This window comes from Bilophila sp. T19-St14 (assembly GCF_059728385.1).
Window position 1 is genome coordinate 1,386,965 of the sequence record NZ_BAAGFT010000001.1, and the last position, 16,876, is coordinate 1,403,840.

Annotated in this window: 10 protein-coding genes; 2 read left to right on the top strand and 8 right to left on the bottom strand. The window is 54.1% G+C overall.

Features of this window, described 5'->3' with window-relative positions:
- Positions 1 to 1,633 precede the first annotated feature (1,633 nt).
- The 4 genes from AC6I1V_RS06105 to AC6I1V_RS06120 form a co-directional block, all read right to left on the bottom strand.
- On the bottom strand, positions 1,634 to 3,499 hold the full coding sequence (locus AC6I1V_RS06105; protein ID WP_308770919.1) for a TRAP transporter large permease: 1,866 nt from the start codon (positions 3,497 to 3,499) through the stop codon (positions 1,634 to 1,636).
- 75 nt (positions 3,500 to 3,574) lie between these two features.
- Positions 3,575 to 4,585 carry a TRAP transporter substrate-binding protein gene (locus AC6I1V_RS06110; protein WP_302553949.1) on the bottom strand — a complete coding sequence of 337 codons (1,011 nt, stop codon included), beginning with the start codon at positions 4,583 to 4,585 and terminating at the stop codon, positions 3,575 to 3,577.
- A gap of 685 nt (positions 4,586 to 5,270) precedes the next feature.
- A complete protein-coding gene (locus tag AC6I1V_RS06115; protein WP_486854838.1) occupies positions 5,271 to 6,383 on the bottom strand; it encodes an ABC transporter substrate-binding protein in 1,113 nt (370 codons plus the stop codon).
- Between the two features lie 265 nt (positions 6,384 to 6,648).
- The gene (locus AC6I1V_RS06120) at positions 6,649 to 7,617 is read right to left on the bottom strand and encodes a C40 family peptidase (protein ID WP_486854837.1); all 969 of its coding nucleotides are present in this window, start codon (positions 7,615 to 7,617) and stop codon (positions 6,649 to 6,651) included.
- A 227-nt stretch (positions 7,618 to 7,844) separates the two neighbouring features.
- Here AC6I1V_RS06120 and AC6I1V_RS06125 point away from each other — a divergent pair, with 227 nt between their 5' ends.
- A complete protein-coding gene (locus AC6I1V_RS06125) occupies positions 7,845 to 8,129 on the top strand; it encodes an Ada metal-binding domain-containing protein (RefSeq protein WP_302553944.1) in 285 nt (94 codons plus the stop codon).
- A 1,337-nt stretch (positions 8,130 to 9,466) separates the two neighbouring features.
- Positions 9,467 to 10,252 carry an inositol monophosphatase family protein gene (locus AC6I1V_RS06130; RefSeq protein ID WP_486854930.1) on the top strand — a complete coding sequence of 262 codons (786 nt, stop codon included), beginning with the start codon at positions 9,467 to 9,469 and terminating at the stop codon, positions 10,250 to 10,252.
- Positions 10,253 to 10,923: 671 nt separating this feature from the next.
- Here AC6I1V_RS06130 and AC6I1V_RS06135 read toward each other — a convergent pair.
- The 4 genes from AC6I1V_RS06135 to AC6I1V_RS06150 all read right to left on the bottom strand — a co-directional run bounded on the left by AC6I1V_RS06135 (position 10,924) and on the right by AC6I1V_RS06150 (position 16,874).
- Complete coding sequence (locus tag AC6I1V_RS06135; protein WP_486854929.1) at positions 10,924 to 12,135, bottom strand: DNA glycosylase family protein; 1,212 nt, start codon at positions 12,133 to 12,135, stop codon at positions 10,924 to 10,926.
- A complete protein-coding gene (locus AC6I1V_RS06140) occupies positions 12,119 to 12,586 on the bottom strand; it encodes a methylated-DNA--[protein]-cysteine S-methyltransferase (protein WP_486854928.1) in 468 nt (155 codons plus the stop codon). The genes AC6I1V_RS06135 and AC6I1V_RS06140 overlap by 17 nt, the downstream gene beginning before the upstream one ends.
- Positions 12,587 to 12,812: 226 nt before the next feature.
- Entirely contained in the window at positions 12,813 to 13,730 is a 918-nt protein-coding gene (locus AC6I1V_RS06145; protein WP_486854927.1) for a DUF1848 domain-containing protein, read from the bottom strand.
- Between the two features lie 1,854 nt (positions 13,731 to 15,584).
- The gene (locus AC6I1V_RS06150; protein ID WP_302553936.1) at positions 15,585 to 16,874 is read right to left on the bottom strand and encodes a TRAP transporter large permease; all 1,290 of its coding nucleotides are present in this window, start codon (positions 16,872 to 16,874) and stop codon (positions 15,585 to 15,587) included.
- Positions 16,875 to 16,876 lie beyond the last annotated feature (2 nt).

Here is a 16,876-nt window from a genome sequence, read left to right on the forward strand (position 1 = left end):
GGCTCTATGGCTGAGGCATTCTCTTGGTTACTCTTCTAAAACTTCAAAGAAGCATCAGCCGTTTCCTATAATACAGCCTTTTTTAAGAGGCTATGTCATAGCAAATGGCTGATGCTTTTTTCTTTGAAGTTCCAAAGGGATAACCAGAAAAACGCCTCAGCTATGGATTCAGCCAAGGGGAAAACTGGAGAAAAAGGCTGTCTTTTCACCGTGCTGTGGAGATGAAACAAGCACACGCTATGACAGAGCCTTTTAAGAAAGCTCCCTGCAAAAGGAACATTCCCTAGCGGGACACGACAATGCCCACACAGGCGAGGAACATTCTTTCGAGCAATCCCATCTTTTGAGTGGATACAAAACAAAACCCACGCGGGCGAGTAAGGTTCTCATCGAGCGGGACGCTCGGAAACGGAGGAAGACAACGCCCACGCTGACAAAAAATTTGGCTGTGTCATAGAAAACGGTTGATGCTTTATTTTCTTGAAATTCCAAAGAAATAACCAATAAAATCCCCCAATCACAGAGCCCACCAGCAGAAAGATTGAAGGAAAAGCATATATTTTCAATATATTGCTGAAACAAAACAACCATGTACTATGACAGAGCCAAAAATTTCAATCTGCTAGGTCGTGTCTTCAATTAAATATAATATTTTGAAATTATTTAACTATTTTCAAGCCATAAAAAGACTTTTTCAAAAAAATTTCAATTAGTTACATACAAAAATAACGACACGACCTAAATCTTGGTGAAGCACTCATGAACAAAGCCCACACGCGCAGGGAAAGCCATACGGTCTGGTTGAGCTCCGCACGCTCGGCAATAAAGCCCACACGGGCAGGAAAAATTCTTGGGAAGCGTCACGACAATGTGGTACGCGATAAATAATCCCATGTGGACAGGAAAATTTCAGCTCGACCTACACATCAACGTAGTCGCGGCTGAATGAACGCACGCAGGCAGGGAAAGTTCTCCGCGAACTGCCGAACTTACGGAACGTCGTGAATCCCCCCACACGAACGGGGAAAATTCCGGCGGAAAAAACAAGATGCCAGTTGGTGATAAATAATGGCTCTGTTATATGTGGCTGTTTCATCTCCAGAGTATGGTGAAAGTACAGTCTTTTTATCCAATTTTTCGTTGGCGGGAGCTACGGCTAGGGCATTTTTCCGGTTATCCCTTTGGAACTTCAAGGAAAAAAGCATCAACCAGTTTCTATAGCACAGCCTAAATAATCCCACACGGGCAGGGAAAATTCTGACATCCTCGCCCTGTTTGCGCAGCTTTCCGGAATAACCCCACGCGGGCAGGGAACGTTTCCTACAAAAGGAATATTCCACCCCAAACGGCACCGCTGGCGGCGGAACCTCCCAAAGCTGAACCGTCCCGCCTTCCCTTCCGGGCGCCCCCCACTTTTCCCCTTCCGCTGAACCGAACTCCCGCCGCGCTGCCTCCCCACCAGTCAAAAGTCTTTGAAAGGAGATGGGAGGGGGTTCGGGGGAGGGAAGAGGGAAACTTTCCTCAGAAAGTTTCCCTCTTCCCTCCCCCGCCCTTCCCCTCTTCCCGCCACACGCAAAAAAAGGGAGCCCCAAGGGACTCCCTTTTTCCACAGGTCAAACCGCCAAAGAAACGCCTAGTGGGAGCCGCCCACCAGAATCAGCGGAACTTCAGGGATATAGGTACAAACAAGCAGGACGAGAATCATCAGGGCGATCATGGGCAGAGCCTGAGCCGCAATGTTTTCGAGCTTCGCCTTGGCAACACCGCTGGCCACGAAGAGGTTCACGCCCACGGGCGGCGTGATGAAGCCGATGGCAAGGTTGACCACGATGATGACGCCGAAATGCAGCGGCGACACGCCCACGCCCGTCACGATGGGCAGGAGGATAGGCACAAGGATGACGATGGCCGCCAGCGCCTCCATGAACGTGCCGACGATGAGCAGGAGTATGTTGATGAGCATCAGGATGACGAACTTGTTCTCGGAGAAGCTCAGGATGGCGCGGGCCACGGTTCCGGGCACGTCCTCAATGGTCATGATATTCCCGAACAAGGTCGCCATAGCCATCAGCACGATGATGACGGCGGACGTCTCGCAAGACTCAATGCAGGAGTCGATAAGGCACTTGAAATCCATTTCCTTATACAGGAACAGGCCAACAATCAGGCCGTAGAAAGCGGCGATGGCCGCAGCCTCGGTCGGGGTCATGATGCCGCCGTAGATGCCGCCGAGCACGATGACCGGAACCATGAGCGCCCACTTGGCTTCCCATGCCGCGCGCATGAGCGTCTGGGAGTTGCGGACTTTCTCCTGCCCCTTCCAGCCCTGCTTGCGGGAATACCAATAGCAGTAGCCCATCAGCACGGCACCCACCAAGACGCCCGGCACGATGCCGCTCATGAACAGGTCGCCGATGGAGACCTGCGCGGAGATGCCGTACACCACAAAGGGGTTGCTCGGAGGGATCATGACGCCCACGCAGCCGGCGGCCGCAACGAGTGCGGCGGAGAAATACTTGTCATAACCACGTTCCACCATCGCGGGGATGGTGAGCGCGCCGATGGCCGCCACGGTAGCGGGGCCGGAACCGGAGATCGCGCCGAAGAACATACACGTCACAATGGCGGTCAGGCCGATGCCGCCGTAAGTGCCGCCGACGATTTCGTCAGCAAGGGACAAGAGGCGGTGGGAAAGCCCGCCCGCACCCATGAACACGCCAGCCGCGATGAAGAACGGGATGGCCATAATGGGGAAGCTGTCGATGGACGTAAAGGCCACCTGAGCCATGTATTCGATAGGAAGGGTATCCGCGCAGATGATGGTCGCCAGCGTGGACAGGCCGAGGCTGATGGCCACGGGCACGCCGATGGCGCACATCACGATGAAATAACCGAACAGCGCGGGCAGCGGTTCGATGTACTCACAGAAAATGACCGGCGAGGCGATGACGAAAACCGCTACGAGGCCGATCAGCGTATCCACCAGCCCGCAAACCTTGGCCTGCTTATAGAGGGACTGGAGCAGGCGGAAGCACATGAGGCCGAAGCCGAAAGGCAGAATCAGATAAGGAATCAGGAAGGGGATGCGCAGGGCCGTGGTATGCTGGGGATATTCCTGAAGGCGTTCGATCTGGCCCCAGCCGTAGTAGGCGATGGTGGCCGTCAGGATGAGGAACAGCACCTCGACCACGACCCAACTGATCTGCTGCAAACGCGGAGGCAGATGATCGTAGAGCATGTCCACCCTGATGGACGAACGCTTTTTAATGGCAATGCTCAGGGCGAGATAGGAAATCCAAATAAAGATGTAACGGGAAATTTCTTCAGTCCATACGGCGGCACCGGCGCGCTCGATGAACTGCGTGATGATGTAGCGGTAGATAACCTGCCATGTGATGAACAGGGTAATGGACAGCAGGCCGGTGACGAGGAACATCTTTTCAAAGTTTTCATCGAGCCAGTGCAGTACGCCCTGCTTGGAAGCGTTGGTCTTTTCCATGCGAGATTCCTGTGGTGTAAGAGGAAAAGAGCCGGCCTGCGGCAAAAACATGCCGCAGGCCGAGCATCAAAGGACTTACTTCTGGGTATCGGCGATCAGCTGGAGCAGCTCGGCCGGGATTTCCTTGGCGAACTGTTCACGCACGGGAGCGGTCTTGTCATACAGTTCCTTGCGCTGTTCGGGCGTCAGCATCGTGATTTCGATGCCCTTGGCCTTAAACGCATCCCAAGCCTTCTGTTCGAGCTTCACGGATTCGACGCGCTGCCACGCGGTGGCTTCCTTCGCCGCTTCAGTGATGATCTGCTTCTGTTCGGGGGTCAGGCTGTCCCACTTCTTCTTGTTCATCAGCAGGATGTGCATGGAGTAGTTGTGCTCGGAGTTCATGGCGTACTTGAGCACTTCGGTGTGCTTGGCGTCATTCAGCAGCGAGAAGGTGTTGCCTTCGGCGTCAACGGTGCCCTGCTGGATGGCGGTGTAGGTTTCACCCCACGCCACGGGAGCGGGGTTCATGCCCAGTTCGGTGGCGACGGCCACTTCAACGGGGGAGTCGGTCGTACGCACCTTCAGGTTCATGAGATCCTTGACTTCCTTGAGGGGCTTCTTGGAAGACGTGAAGTTGCGGTAGCCGAATTCGCTGAACATGATGGTCTTCAGGCCGATGCTCTCGGCAACCTTATCAAGGGCCTTGCCGAGTTCACCCTCATCGAGGGCCTTATAAAGCTTTTCCTGATTGGCGGGGGAGGTCACATAGGGAAGGTCGATAGCCATGTAGGCTTTCGAGAAGCTCGCAAGGTTCGGCGTGGAGCTGGAGGACAGATCCAGCGTCCCGGCCTGTGCCGCTTCCGTGGTCACACGGTCGCTGCCGAGCTGGCAGTTGGGGAAGAGCTGAATGCGGATTTTCCGGTTGCTCTTCTTTTCGACGAGCTCCTTAAACTTCTCATAACCGACGGTCACGTTGTTGCCCGGAGCCATGGGGTGGCCAAGGCGCAAGGTAAGCGGTTTTTCAGCTCGCGCATTATTGGTCATGCCGAGAACCATGCACGAGGAAGCCAAGAGGGCAGCTACAGTGTACAGTACTTTTTTCATCACACGTCTCCTTACGTGAAAAAAAGTATTCCCACCAACGGGTATGAGTTCGGTATACACCAACCCGCGAAAAAAAGGGAAGCCCCCCCTCGTTCATCAAAAAATGTACCAAAATTGAGTACGCAATCAACTTTTTGGGCATACCCCAAATGTCTACATTCCACAGTTTACAAGTGATTTTGGCATATTGCATGAACGATCCAGAACCCATTGAAAACATTAAAATACTTCCTATACGTACTCCCCAAAACACACATTGATTTCATACCACTTGGTAGTATATAAGCAAAAATAAATTATAATATCAATATATTATCAGATCAAAAAAATATTTTAAAAAAGTTGTGAAATTATGCTTTTTCCCCCGCCATAACCGCCTTGAAACGGCTCCCTTTCACCACCTTCCAGCCCTCCCCCTTTCCGCCCCACCGCCCTCTCAAAGCATTTTCATTTTTATTTCAAGAAAATATGGACAACATGACATCCGCCAGGGCCGGAATGGGCTTTGCGCCCCACGATTTTCCCCATTTTTAAGGGGAAAAATTCCCCCTTTATTGAAACAAAAGGAACAAGCGGAGCGCCATAAAAGCATTACCGCCCCATAACAACCTATAAAGACAGAAAAAGGCCCATCGGCACAGAAAAATGCCGATGGGCCTTCATTGCTTTGGGGCTTAGCAGGCAGCTAATCCTTGAAAGGGCAATCCGCCGCGCTCTTCCCCTCAATGACGCCAAGGGCCGCGCCCGGAGCGGCGGGCTTATGGCCTGAGGCCTTGAAGACTTTTCGGGTCAGGCTGTCGTCCACACTCCCTTCGGGGAGCTTATCGACGTTGATGATCCCTTCCTGATGAAGGAACGCCACCACTTCATCAATGTTCGCCTTCTCACGCTCCCCGAAGTAGAAGTTCATCCACGCGCGGACAGGATTGGAAGAATTGGCCGGAACCTTGCCGAACACGGAATACCACAGCACCCGCTTGGGAACGCCCATAGCGTACTGGGAAACCATGTTGGTGACCTTCTCCCAGTTGTCGGGGTTCAGCATGAACAACTGGGCTTCCAGATCCGAACGAAGATAACCCTCGGCAACCTTGGGGTGTTTCTCCATAAAATCAGAACGCATGACCACGATGCCGAGATCCTCGTTGTCGCAGGCTGAGCCATCGGCGACAATCTTCCCTGCGCCTTCGCCCACCTCGGAAGCCAGCCCGGAGAGCGTAGGCTCCCAAAGCGACGCCGCATCAAGCTTTCCCGCACGGAAATTCGTGGAAATGACTTCAATGGTCTGGTTCAGGTATTCGGCGGGCTTCACGTTATACTTCTCAAAAAAACGGCGCATATACTGATCAGAGGCACTTCCCTTGGGGGCGGCGATGACCTTCCCGTCAAGCCAGCGGGCCAGCGCCTCATTGTCCTTAAAGTCCGGTGCATCCTTGCGCACTAAGATAAGCGAGCAGCGGGTACCCTCGGACATATCCGTCGTGGACACCATCTTGACCTTGCCTTTGGCGCGCACGCACAGCACGGCGGCGGGCATAATGCTCATGTAGCCGATCTGCGCCCTGTCAGCCAGCATATTGTTGGCGACGACCGTCCCCTGCACGGCGGGGTGGAACTCGATTTCCGTCCCTTCCGGCGTATATTTCTTCCAAAGCCCCAGTTCGGCATTGATGATGGCCTGATAGGAAATCGTATCATACGGTTGAAATCCCACCACAAATTTTTCAGCCTGCGCAGGGCTGGCCAACAGCCCCGTACAAAGGACGAATGCCCCCAGCATTTTCAAAAAGCGTTTCATATATGCCCTCCTCAAAATGAATACCATGCCGGCAACGCGCTTCGGCGCGGCCCCAGTACCCTTTCCGCATCGCCAACACGCAGGGCCTTCAGGCTCCTTACGGGAACCGCTCCAGCCTCCAACGCATCTCTGTTTTATTTTGCTCTATCGTGTTTTTTCCCGTTCTTCAACAGGTTCCCGCAACGGAAGCCCCTCATGCCCACAATAAAAAAGCCCCGAACGAATCGGGGCTTTTCCAACATATCGCTTCCGCAGCGGCAAAACGCTATTTTGCCTTTGCCTTGGAAGCAGACTTCTTCTGCGCTGTGGATTTCTTCTGCGCTACGGAAGCTTTCTTTTTCTGCGAAGAACGCTTCTGAGCAACCTGCTTTTTCGCGGAGTATTTCTTGCTGCTTGCCACAGACGTCTTAGCCGCCGCTTTCTTTGAGGCCACCGTCGTCCGCTTTTTGCTGGAAACAGCCTTGTGCTTCGAGCTGGCCCGGCTGGACGAAAGCGTCTGCTTGCTTTTTTTCTGGGATTTGAAGACAGCCTGCTTGGACTTATTCTGTGAAAGTGCCGCGTCGGAAGCCGTCCGGTGGAGCCGGGAAGAGCGGGATTCATACAGCGCCATCAGTTTCCGCGCGGCTTCGGCATCGGATTCCGAAAGGCTCACGCGGCGGGCGCCGAGAAACGTCGAACTGAAATAAGGATTGCTGAGCGAGGTGATTTCCACGCTCTTGCCGCGCCGGGGGCTGTGGATGAATTTGCCGTCCCCGATGTATATCCCCGTATGATACCCACGCCGGGGATGCCTGAAAGCCACAATATCTCCGGCTTCCATTTCATCGGAATCAATAGGCGTACCCAGCACGGACTGTTCCCGCGCGGTACGCGGGAGCGAAACCCCGACGTTTTTATAGGCCCATTGCACGAAACCTGAACAGTCGAACCCCGACATGCTGGTTCCGCCGCGAACATACGGCGTACCAATAGCCGTCTTGGCGCGCTCGACAAGGTGCACGTTCGAGAAGGGAACCCCCTCATCCTGCATACGCGCCACCGCCGCAGAACGGTAATCGTAGGCAAACCGCTCTTCCGGGGTCATAGCCGAACGAGCGGGCCCAATCAGATCCCCGTAGCCGTCCCCAAAGGCAAACGAACCGTCAACCGCCCGCTGTTTGGGAGCACACCCTACGAGAATAAGGCCCGTCAACAACAAAAGCCACAGGCCAGCGCGTATTTTGATACTAGGCATGTTCATCAGGCGAGGCTAGAAAAATTTTCCATACTTGTCAACATACGTTTTTTCATAACAATATCCGTGGAATAGCATGTTTTTTGCCCCCCGTTTTCCGGCAAGTTTCCACCGCTTTTGCAGCCGCGCGCCATTCCCCGGAAAAACTAAGCACAAACCTTCTTCCCTGTCTCTTATTTTTCTGACAAAAGAAGGCACACGCCATCGTCAAACATCGGGAGGCCCTTATGCGATCCTGCTTATCCGCCATCATTCCATCCCTGGCCGCCGCGCTCCTGCTCACCGTTCCGGCCTTTGCCGCTCCGGCCCAATCCCCCGCCAAGGAAGCGCCTGCCCCCGCCCAAACCGCCGCATCCGCCTACAGCGGCAACGCCAAGACCCGGATATTCCACGCATCCGGCTGCCGTTACTTCAACTGCAAGGCCTGCACGGTACGTTTCAAATCCATTGAAGAGGCCCGCAGCAGCGGATACACCCCCTGCAAGCGCTGCCTGCCCAGCGGGGGCAAATGAGCTTTGAAAGGCCGTAGTTCCGGGGAGGGGCCTCCAGCCAAAGGGAACGAGCCCTCCCCAAACAGGGCAAGCGGCCTCTCTTCCAGATATTTCACCACCCTGTTCGCGGCGAAGCGTGCAGGAGCAACAACGGGATGAGTGGAATGGATTCGTTCCCCTGCCGTTTTCCTGCAAGCCCCGGCCCCGTTTTTCCTTGGAGCCATTACGCCGCTGATGTGGGTTTGCCGCGCTGCGCATCGGACAACAGCCTAGGCGTGGGTGCAAGGCTAGCTGCCGTGTCGCGCATCGTATGTTTTGCGATATTTCAAGGGCTGCGTGGAAAATTCTGTTTTCGGGAGAGGCGCATCACGTGACTCTGCGATATTTCAAAACAAAAACGCCCCTAGCCGCATCCTTCCGACTAGGCCGTGCCATCAACAAGATATAATATCTTGAAATTATTTGATTATTTTTTCAAGCTACAAAAATTATTTTCAGTAATTTCAAATAATTATATTTAAACAGGTTCTGTCATAGCGTATGGTTGTTTTGTCCCATCAACATACTGAAAATATATTTTTTCTCAAATTTTTCCGCTGATGGGCTCCATGACTGGGGATTTTATCTAGGCGGACAGCACCACCCGACAGTATGGGATGGGTTCCATGATTAGGGATTTTATTGGTTATTTCTTTGGAATTTCAAGAAATAAGGCATCAACCGGTCTCTATGATACAGCTTTAAAATGGCTGTGTTATAGAAAATGGTTGATGTTTTTTTCTTGAAATTCCAAATGGATAAACGGAAAAATGCCTTAGCCGTGGATCCCGCCAAGGGGAAAACAGGAGAAAAAGGCTGTATTTTCAAGGTACTGTGGAGATGAAACAACCACAAACTATAACAGAGCCTTTAAAATAATGGCCTAGCCTAGGGGCCGTTCACACAGACAGAGACTAAACATATTTTTACAAACAGTTGTCCTCATTTTTGAGCGATGCCGTTTTTAACACGCTTTAATCATGGGGAAAATTAAGCATGGTATGAACATGCCTTAGGGTAAAGCCCCGTCCCCTAAGCGGACGGCATTCACTTTTGCAATGAAAGACGTAATTTCAACTAGATGAAATTCAAAATGAATTTTTAGAACTCATCGAAAAGGTGCATGTTTCCTGAGCGCTTTGGATTAATAGCCCGGTTAAGGTGAAAAAACTTCCACCTTCGGCGCAGCCTCCCTCCCCTACCGCCTGTTTTGAGGAAAACCGCCTGAGAGCCTCCGGCCCTCTCCAGCCCTTCCGTTCGGGCCGGTTCCAGCGTACCTTTCCCCTGTCCCTTCAACTTTTTTCGGATCGTTCACCACCATGACAGAACAGCTTTCATCATTGGCCTTACAAGCCCTTGCCATCGTCGAGGAAAGCGGCGCCATCATCAGCGCCAACCATGCCCATCCCCACACTATCCGCCATAAGGGGCGCATCGATCTCGTAACCGAAACCGACATTGCTGTGGAGGCATTCCTGAAAGAACGCCTTGCGGCCCTGACGCCCGGCGCCGGGTTCCTCGCTGAAGAAAGCGCGGAAGATCTGAGGCTGCCGGATACCTGCTGGATCATCGATCCCGTGGACGGCACAACCAACTTTGCCCACGGCCTGCCCCTGACCGTCACCTCCGTGGCCTACCGCCTGAACGGGGAAACCGTGCTCGGCATCATCAACGCGCCGCTGCTCCGTGAATGCTATATTGCGGAAAAAGGGAAAGGGGCATGGCGCAACGGGGAGCGCATCAGCGTCTCATCCGTGGCGGCCTGTGAAAATGCCCTTGTAGCTACTGGCTTTCCTTATGAAATAGCCCGCCGCGTGGATGAAATCCTGAAGCGGATACGCCCCGTGCTGTCTTCTTGCCAAGGTGTGCGGCGCTGCGGGGCCGCGGCGTTGGATCTCGCATGGACGGCCTGCGGGCGGTTCGACGCTTTTTATGAAGACGAACTCAAACCGTGGGACATGGCCGCAGGCGCGCTGCTCATCACCGAGGCAGGGGGCACTGTTTCCAATCTGGACGGCTCGCCCTTTGATCTGCGCTGGTCAATCCTCGCCGGAAACAAGGCCATGCATGAACTCATCGGAAACATGATCCGCTCATCCCAATAAGTGACAAGGGGAGGCGCCCAAGACAGATGCTTGGCCCCTCCCCTCCCATACCTGCCCCCAATCACCCCGCACCGCGGACAAAACCGAATCCCTGATGCAGGTTTGGGCGTATTATCGCCAATCCCCCCGCACCGCGGGCAAACTCATACGGCATAGCGGGGCCTCGCGTTCACCCCAAAGGGCTCGAAAAGAAAAGGCCCTGCATAATAGTTGTTTCATCTCCACAGCGCGGTGAAGATACGGCTTTTTTATCCGGGTTTCCCCTTGGCGGAATCCACGACCAGGCCGTATCGCCAATTAATATGATCTATTGAAATTATTTAGCTACTTTTTTAAGTTACAAAAAGATTATCTTAAATAATTTTAAATAGTTATATAAAACGCAACGACACAGCCTAGGGCCTGTTCACACAAACAAAGAATAAACATATTTTTACAAATAGTTATATCAGCTTTCGAGCGATGCTGAATGTTCCTTCCAACCCGCTTCAGCCATTGACAAAACTCGGCATAGCGTGAACACGCCCCAAGGCATTTTTCTGGTTAATCCTTTGAAACTCCAAGGAAAAAAGCACCGACCATTTCTATGGCACAGCCAAAGAAAAAGCGGATCAACTCCAGATACGTTCCCCGTGCCAATCCCGTGCCCGTTTTCCGTAAAACGGAGCGCATCAGGCTCTGGGGAGCCTTACCGCCAAAGCCTCCTCCATGCCCGCAAGCGACCAAAGATACAGCGAAGCGACCGACCCATACGGGGAATAGCGCTTTCGGCGGCGTTCAAACCGCTCCCGCGTCAACTCCCGATCCCCATAGAGCAACGCCATGCCCCGCCGGATGCCCAGATCGCCCCAACTGAGCACGTCCGGGCGGCACAGCGAAAAAATCATAAGCATTTCCGCCGTCCATACGCCAATGCCGTTGAGGGCCGAAAGCTTCCTGATCAATTCCTCATCGGGGGCATGGCGCAGGGCCTCCAGATCCAAAGCACCGGAAGCGGCCTCGCGGGCGATACCCTGAATATACCCCACCTTACGCTGGCTGAGGCCACACTGCTGGATCTGTGAGGGATCAGCCTCAGTAAGGGATTGCGGCGTAAAGTTCCCCACCAAGCCGTGCAGCCGATCGGAAATCGTCTGCGCGGCCCTTCCCGAAATCTGCTGTGCAATCACGCTGTCGACAAGAGCCGTAAACAAATCCGGCTCCACCCCGCGCCGTATTGCCCCAAGCCGTCCGATCACCCGCCCAAGCCGTTTGTCCCGGCGTTTCAGCGCATCGAGCGCCTCCCCACCGCATGGGAATACGGGACGCAGCCGCTCCCCACATTCCCAAAGGCACAGCGTCGCCGCCGAGCCGAACGGCGCGTGGCGGGCCCGAAACGCCTCAAAACCTTCCCGCGTGCAGCTTCGCGGCCCATGCACCCGCATCAGGCCACTCCGTACGGCCTCATCGTCGAACCGCAGGACATCGGGACGCCGCAGCACTCCGATCAATATACGCACGGCAAGGCGTACATCCACGCACCGAAGCGAACACAAAACGCCTACCGCCTCGTCGTCGGGTAGGGCGGCAAGGCGCTCCATGCCGATCTTTCCTGAGAGAACCGCCTTCGCCGCACCGAGCAACGCCTTCGCCGTCTTCTTCCCGAAGGCCTCCAACGCCGGGCCCGCCTCAAGCACGCGTTCAGGGCTGACCTCCCCAAGCCGTGCGGCCAACGATGCCCATGCGAACGGGAACGCGTCGGATGCCCCCTTTTCCACAATCCCCTTTGCCAGCGCCGTAAACAGATCCGTTTCCAACTCGAAAACGGCATCACCAACGGCTTCGGCCAGCACCGGATCCACGGAACGCAACCGGGCGAACGCCGGATCAGTCAGCGGGGCCATACCTGTGTTCCAGCGCAAGCAAACGCTCCTTCATGCCCAGCCCGCCGCCGTAGCCGACAAGCGCGCCTGTGCTGCCGATGATCCGGTGGCAAGGGACGATGATCGCAATGGGATTGCGGTTGTTCGCCATGCCCACGGCACGGCAAGCCTTCGGGTTGCCGATGGCTTCGGCAATATCCTTATAGCTTGCCGTATGGGCATAGGGAACCGTACACAGGGCCTGCCAAACCCGTTTCATAAAAGGCGTCCCCTCAAACCGCAGCGGCAGGTCAAACGCTTTGCGCCGACCGGAAAAATACGCCTCCAACTGCGCAAACGCCTCACCCAGCAGCGGCGTTTCAGGGCCTTCCGAAACGGCATCACTCCGCCCCGGCAGGTAAAGGCGCGTGATGAACCCCTCTTTGTCTTCTATGCCCACCCGTCCAAAGGCGGTTTCCCGAAAACACAGCATATGAACTCCTTATGGCTTCCGCATAGCATGGTTCGCTTTGGCCTACTTCCCTTTTTGAACCCCTTCCCCCAGAGGACGCCTTCATCCTGCCTTAACCGATGGTGCGCTTATCCCCAGCCATTCCACAATCCTTCGGTATCCGACAAAAACTCATGGCCCCGCCCGCAGTGCAAGCGGATTGGCTCAACACAAACAAAAACGCCCCCTCCCGTTGCCTTCCTTTCCCTCACAACAGGGAGAACTGGCGGCTCTTCAGGCTGGCGCAACGCTGATCCGTCACCTCATCGTCAGGGGAAAGCCTCCCCACAAGCAGCGGCGAAGCGGGATCATGCAGCGCCGAGCCCCGCCCCACGGGGACGCCATCCTGATTGGCGTAGCAATAAAGGCATCCGTTCCCGCAGGTGCCGTATGCGCCGACATCCACACTGGCTACGCACCTGCACCCTTCCCGCTGCTGCGAAGGACGGACATCAAGGCGGCATCCTGCTACCCGCTCGACAAGCTCACGGCTGACGCAGCCCGCATGGACGACACCGGGGGCGTCCACATCCTCCGCGCACAGGGAAAGCCGTATCCCCCTGCGCTCCGCCATCGCAACAAACGCGGCAAGCAGTGCCTTCCGAGCCTGCCCGCTGTCCCCGCAAAGCCCAAGGGCCGATAACCGGCGACGGATCTTCGGGTATATGTCCAGAAAACTGACGACACACATGCGCGTAACCCCTTCAAGCCGCTTCGTCAGTGCTTCAAAGCAACGCATATGCCACGAAAAAGGATACGCCTCGCTGAAAAAGACGGGATCATACCGCCAGATCACCCGTTCGCTCCCAAAGGCTTCCGACAGCCGCTTCATAGCTTCGACCAATTCCAGCTTGTCAGGAAGCCCCGGTTCCACATCCCGCCCATACCCCGTCAACGTATATTGGAATACACAGGGCCAGCCACGCAGCGACGCCAACCGCCCCAGCACAGGCAAGGGATTCTTCGTCCACAAAACAAGGCAGTCCACGGCTTCGCGGGAGAACACATACCGGGTGACACGGCGCGCATCATGGCGCACGCATACGCTGCCCGCCTCCAGCCGACTGCAAAGCCACTCAGAGTAATAGGTGGGAATATCCGTACGACGGCTCGCGCTGAAAATCATATCTTTTTCCTTGCCGCATTTCCCGGTTCTCCGCAACGGGCTTCCTTCCCCTACACCGGCGGCATTGTCCAAACAGAAATAGTGGTTCCTGAAATACCCTAGGCCGCGTCGTCAACTAGATCTAATCCATTAAAATCATTTAACTATTCTTAAACCACAAAAAGATTGTTTTCAAAAAATTTCAAATGGTTATATGTAAAACAACGATACGACCTAGGTGCATCAAAGAAAAGGCTGCATCACAGAAAATGGCTGATGCTTTTTTCCTTGAAGATCCAAAGGAGTAACCGACAACATGCCTTAACCTTGGATTCCTCCAAGGGGAAACCGGAGAAAAGGGCTGTATTTTCACCGTACTGTGAGGATGAAACAGCCATATACTCTGGTAAAGCCTAACGAAAAGGGTATGCCATAGGAAGTGGTTGATGCTTTTTTCCTTGAAATTCCAAATAAATAACCAGTAAAAAGCCAAACGCAGAGTCCATCGACGAAAAAACTGGAGAAAACGTCTGTGGTTTCATCATACTGTGGAGATAAAACAACCACACACTCTGGCAGGGGCGCAAAAGGCTGCTCCACAGTAATAATTTGATATTTTTATTAAAATTGGTTCTGTATAGTTTGTGGTCGTTTCATCTCCAACGCACGGTGAAAATACAGCCTTTTTCTCCAGTTTTCCCCTTGGCGAGATCTACGGATAAGGCATTTTTCCGGTTATCCCTTTGGATCTTCAAGGAAAAAAGCATCAACCATTTTCTATAACGCAGCCTTAAAATTTCAAATAATCAACCCGCAAAATACCTCAGTTATGGCGTCCGCCAACGGAAAAATAAGACCCTGTCATAGTATATGGTTGTTTCATCTTCACAGTGCATTGAGAATACAGCCTTTTTCTCCGGTTTTCCCCTTGGCGGAATCCATAGCCAAGACATTTTTTGGGTTATTCCTTTGGAACTTCAAGGAAAAAACATCAGCCATTTCCCATGGCACAGCCAAAAATAAAGGCTGTGTTTAAGTTTGTGGTTGATACAAGATTCCAACTGGAAAGGAAGAGTTCTTTGGAAATTATTTGGAGGTCTCGCAACAATTCTTCAAAACTGGATTTCATGTAATGAACAAAAAATGAGAGAGGCCCACATCACCAGACGTAGAACGGACTTTTATCTATTGATTTTCATTGAAAAAATCATCAACCGTAAAATTGAACACAGCCAAAATAAAAATTCTCTACCTTCAAAATGTTGTAAAAATACACAAGCATATCCTTATAGTGGCTCCAAAAGAAACCGTCTGATGAAGCAGGCGGTAACTGGGCATTCGTGTCGAGATAACACAGCAGCCCTTCCGTAATCTTGTAAAATCCGTAACCCGTCTTTTTTGAAGCTCTCTCACGCCTCCGGCTGTGAGGCCATTGTGCCGCACATCAACTGCCCTTGAGGGAAAATTCCACCTTCCCCACCTGCTCTTCCTTTAGGGCAAATGAACTTTACCATTTTATAATGTTAAAGATTAAGGCACGCTCACTCCGGCATTGAACAGCACAAATACATTGTGCTTATGCCTTCAGCGACCGCCTGCCTCCCGCAGCCGGAAGAGCATCTTCAACGTGAAAGCCCTCCAATTCCCCACCCTCTATCCTTACCATCCCCTGCCTCCCCATCCGATAGGAACTCCCGCCGCGCAGCCTCCCCACCAGTCAAAAGTCTTTGAAAGGAGATGGGAGGGGGTACGGGGGAGGGAAGAGGGAAACTTTCCTCAGAAAGTTTCCCTCTTCCCTCCCCCGCTCTTCCTCCCCCGCACGCAAAAAAGGGCAGGCCCGCAAGCCCGCCCTTTCAACGGCACAGTTTCCCCGTGCTACTTCATGAGGAACTTCATGGGTTCCAGAGACAGCGAGGGGAAGAACAGGAGCAGGAACAACACCAGCACTTCCACGATGAGGAAGGGGGCCATGTTCCGCACCAGATTGCCGATCTTGATGTTCCCGATGCCGCAGACCACATAGAGCACCGTACCCACGGGCGGCGTGATGACGCCGATGCCGAGGTTCAGGATGAACAGCAGCCCGAAGAAGTACGGATCGATGCCCGCCTGCTGGATCAGGGGATAGAACACCGGCGCGAAGATCAGCACGTTCGGCGTCAAGTCCATCACCATGCCCGCAAGGAACAGGAAGACGTTGATCGCGAGCAGCAGGAGGATCGGGGAATCCACCAGCGGCTGGAAGAGTTCCGCCACCTGCATGGGGATTTGCGCCGAAGTGATGAACCAGCCCACCGCCGTGGCCGTGGCCACGATCAGCATGACGACGGACGTGGTGCGCGCTGCGCGGGCGCTCACGGCAAGCAGGCCCTTAAAGGTCAGCTCACGGTAATACAGGGTACACACGGCGATGGCATACACACAGGCAAACGCGCCGCCTTCCGTGGGGGTGAAGACGCCGAACCGGATGCCGCCGAGCAGCAGCACGGGCATCATGAAGGCGGGCATGGCGTCCCGGACGATCTTTGAGGCTTCGCCCTTCTTGAATTCGATCTTTTCCTTATATCCGTCGATGCGGACAATGAAGAACCATGTGACCATCAGGCAGAGGCCGATGAGCAGGCCGGGAACCAGACCGATCATAAACAGCTTGGTGATGGACAGGCCCACGGTCGCGCCAAGCAGAATGAAGTTCGTGCTTGGGGGAATGATGGGCCCAAGGATAGCGCCGGAGGCGATGACGCCGCCCGCGCGTCCGGGCTTATAGCCGGCCTGCGCCATCATGGGCAGGAGCAGGCTGCCGAGGGCCGCGGCTTCGCCCACGGAGCTGCCCATCAAGCCCGCAAAGATCACGCTGGACACGATGGCGGCGTAGCCGAGGCCGCCGCGGACGCGACCGATGATGAGCTGCGCCAGCTTGACCACCCGTTTCGACAGCCCCCCTTCGGTCATGATTTCACCGGCGAATACGAAGAAGGGAATGGCCATCAGCGGGTAGTTGTTCGCGCCGTCCAACATGGACTGAGGGATGATCATGACGAACATGCTGTCCCACATGCCGCCGTAATACATCAAAACCATAGAGCACAGGACAAGCACGATGGCGATCGGAATACCCAACGCAAGGAAGCCGAACAGGCTGACCAGAAAAACGACAAGTTCCATGC

Excerpts from the sequence above, each read along its gene's own strand:
- AC6I1V_RS06105 (WP_308770919.1), bottom strand. The coding sequence starts at position 3,499 with ATGGAAAAGACCAACGCTTCCAAGCAGGGCGTACTGCACTGGCTCGAT.
- AC6I1V_RS06110 (WP_302553949.1), bottom strand. The coding sequence starts at position 4,585 with ATGAAAAAAGTACTGTACACTGTAGCTGCCCTCTTGGCTTCCTCGTGC.
- AC6I1V_RS06115 (WP_486854838.1), bottom strand. The coding sequence starts at position 6,383 with ATGAAACGCTTTTTGAAAATGCTGGGGGCATTCGTCCTTTGTACGGGG.
- AC6I1V_RS06120 (WP_486854837.1), bottom strand. The coding sequence starts at position 7,617 with ATGCCTAGTATCAAAATACGCGCTGGCCTGTGGCTTTTGTTGTTGACG.
- AC6I1V_RS06125 (WP_302553944.1), top strand. The coding sequence starts at position 7,845 with ATGCGATCCTGCTTATCCGCCATCATTCCATCCCTGGCCGCCGCGCTC.
- AC6I1V_RS06130 (WP_486854930.1), top strand. The coding sequence starts at position 9,467 with ATGACAGAACAGCTTTCATCATTGGCCTTACAAGCCCTTGCCATCGTC.
- AC6I1V_RS06135 (WP_486854929.1), bottom strand. The coding sequence starts at position 12,135 with ATGGCCCCGCTGACTGATCCGGCGTTCGCCCGGTTGCGTTCCGTGGAT.
- AC6I1V_RS06140 (WP_486854928.1), bottom strand. The coding sequence starts at position 12,586 with ATGCTGTGTTTTCGGGAAACCGCCTTTGGACGGGTGGGCATAGAAGAC.
- AC6I1V_RS06145 (WP_486854927.1), bottom strand. The coding sequence starts at position 13,730 with ATGATTTTCAGCGCGAGCCGTCGTACGGATATTCCCACCTATTACTCT.
- AC6I1V_RS06150 (WP_302553936.1), bottom strand. The coding sequence starts at position 16,874 with ATGGAACTTGTCGTTTTTCTGGTCAGCCTGTTCGGCTTCCTTGCGTTG.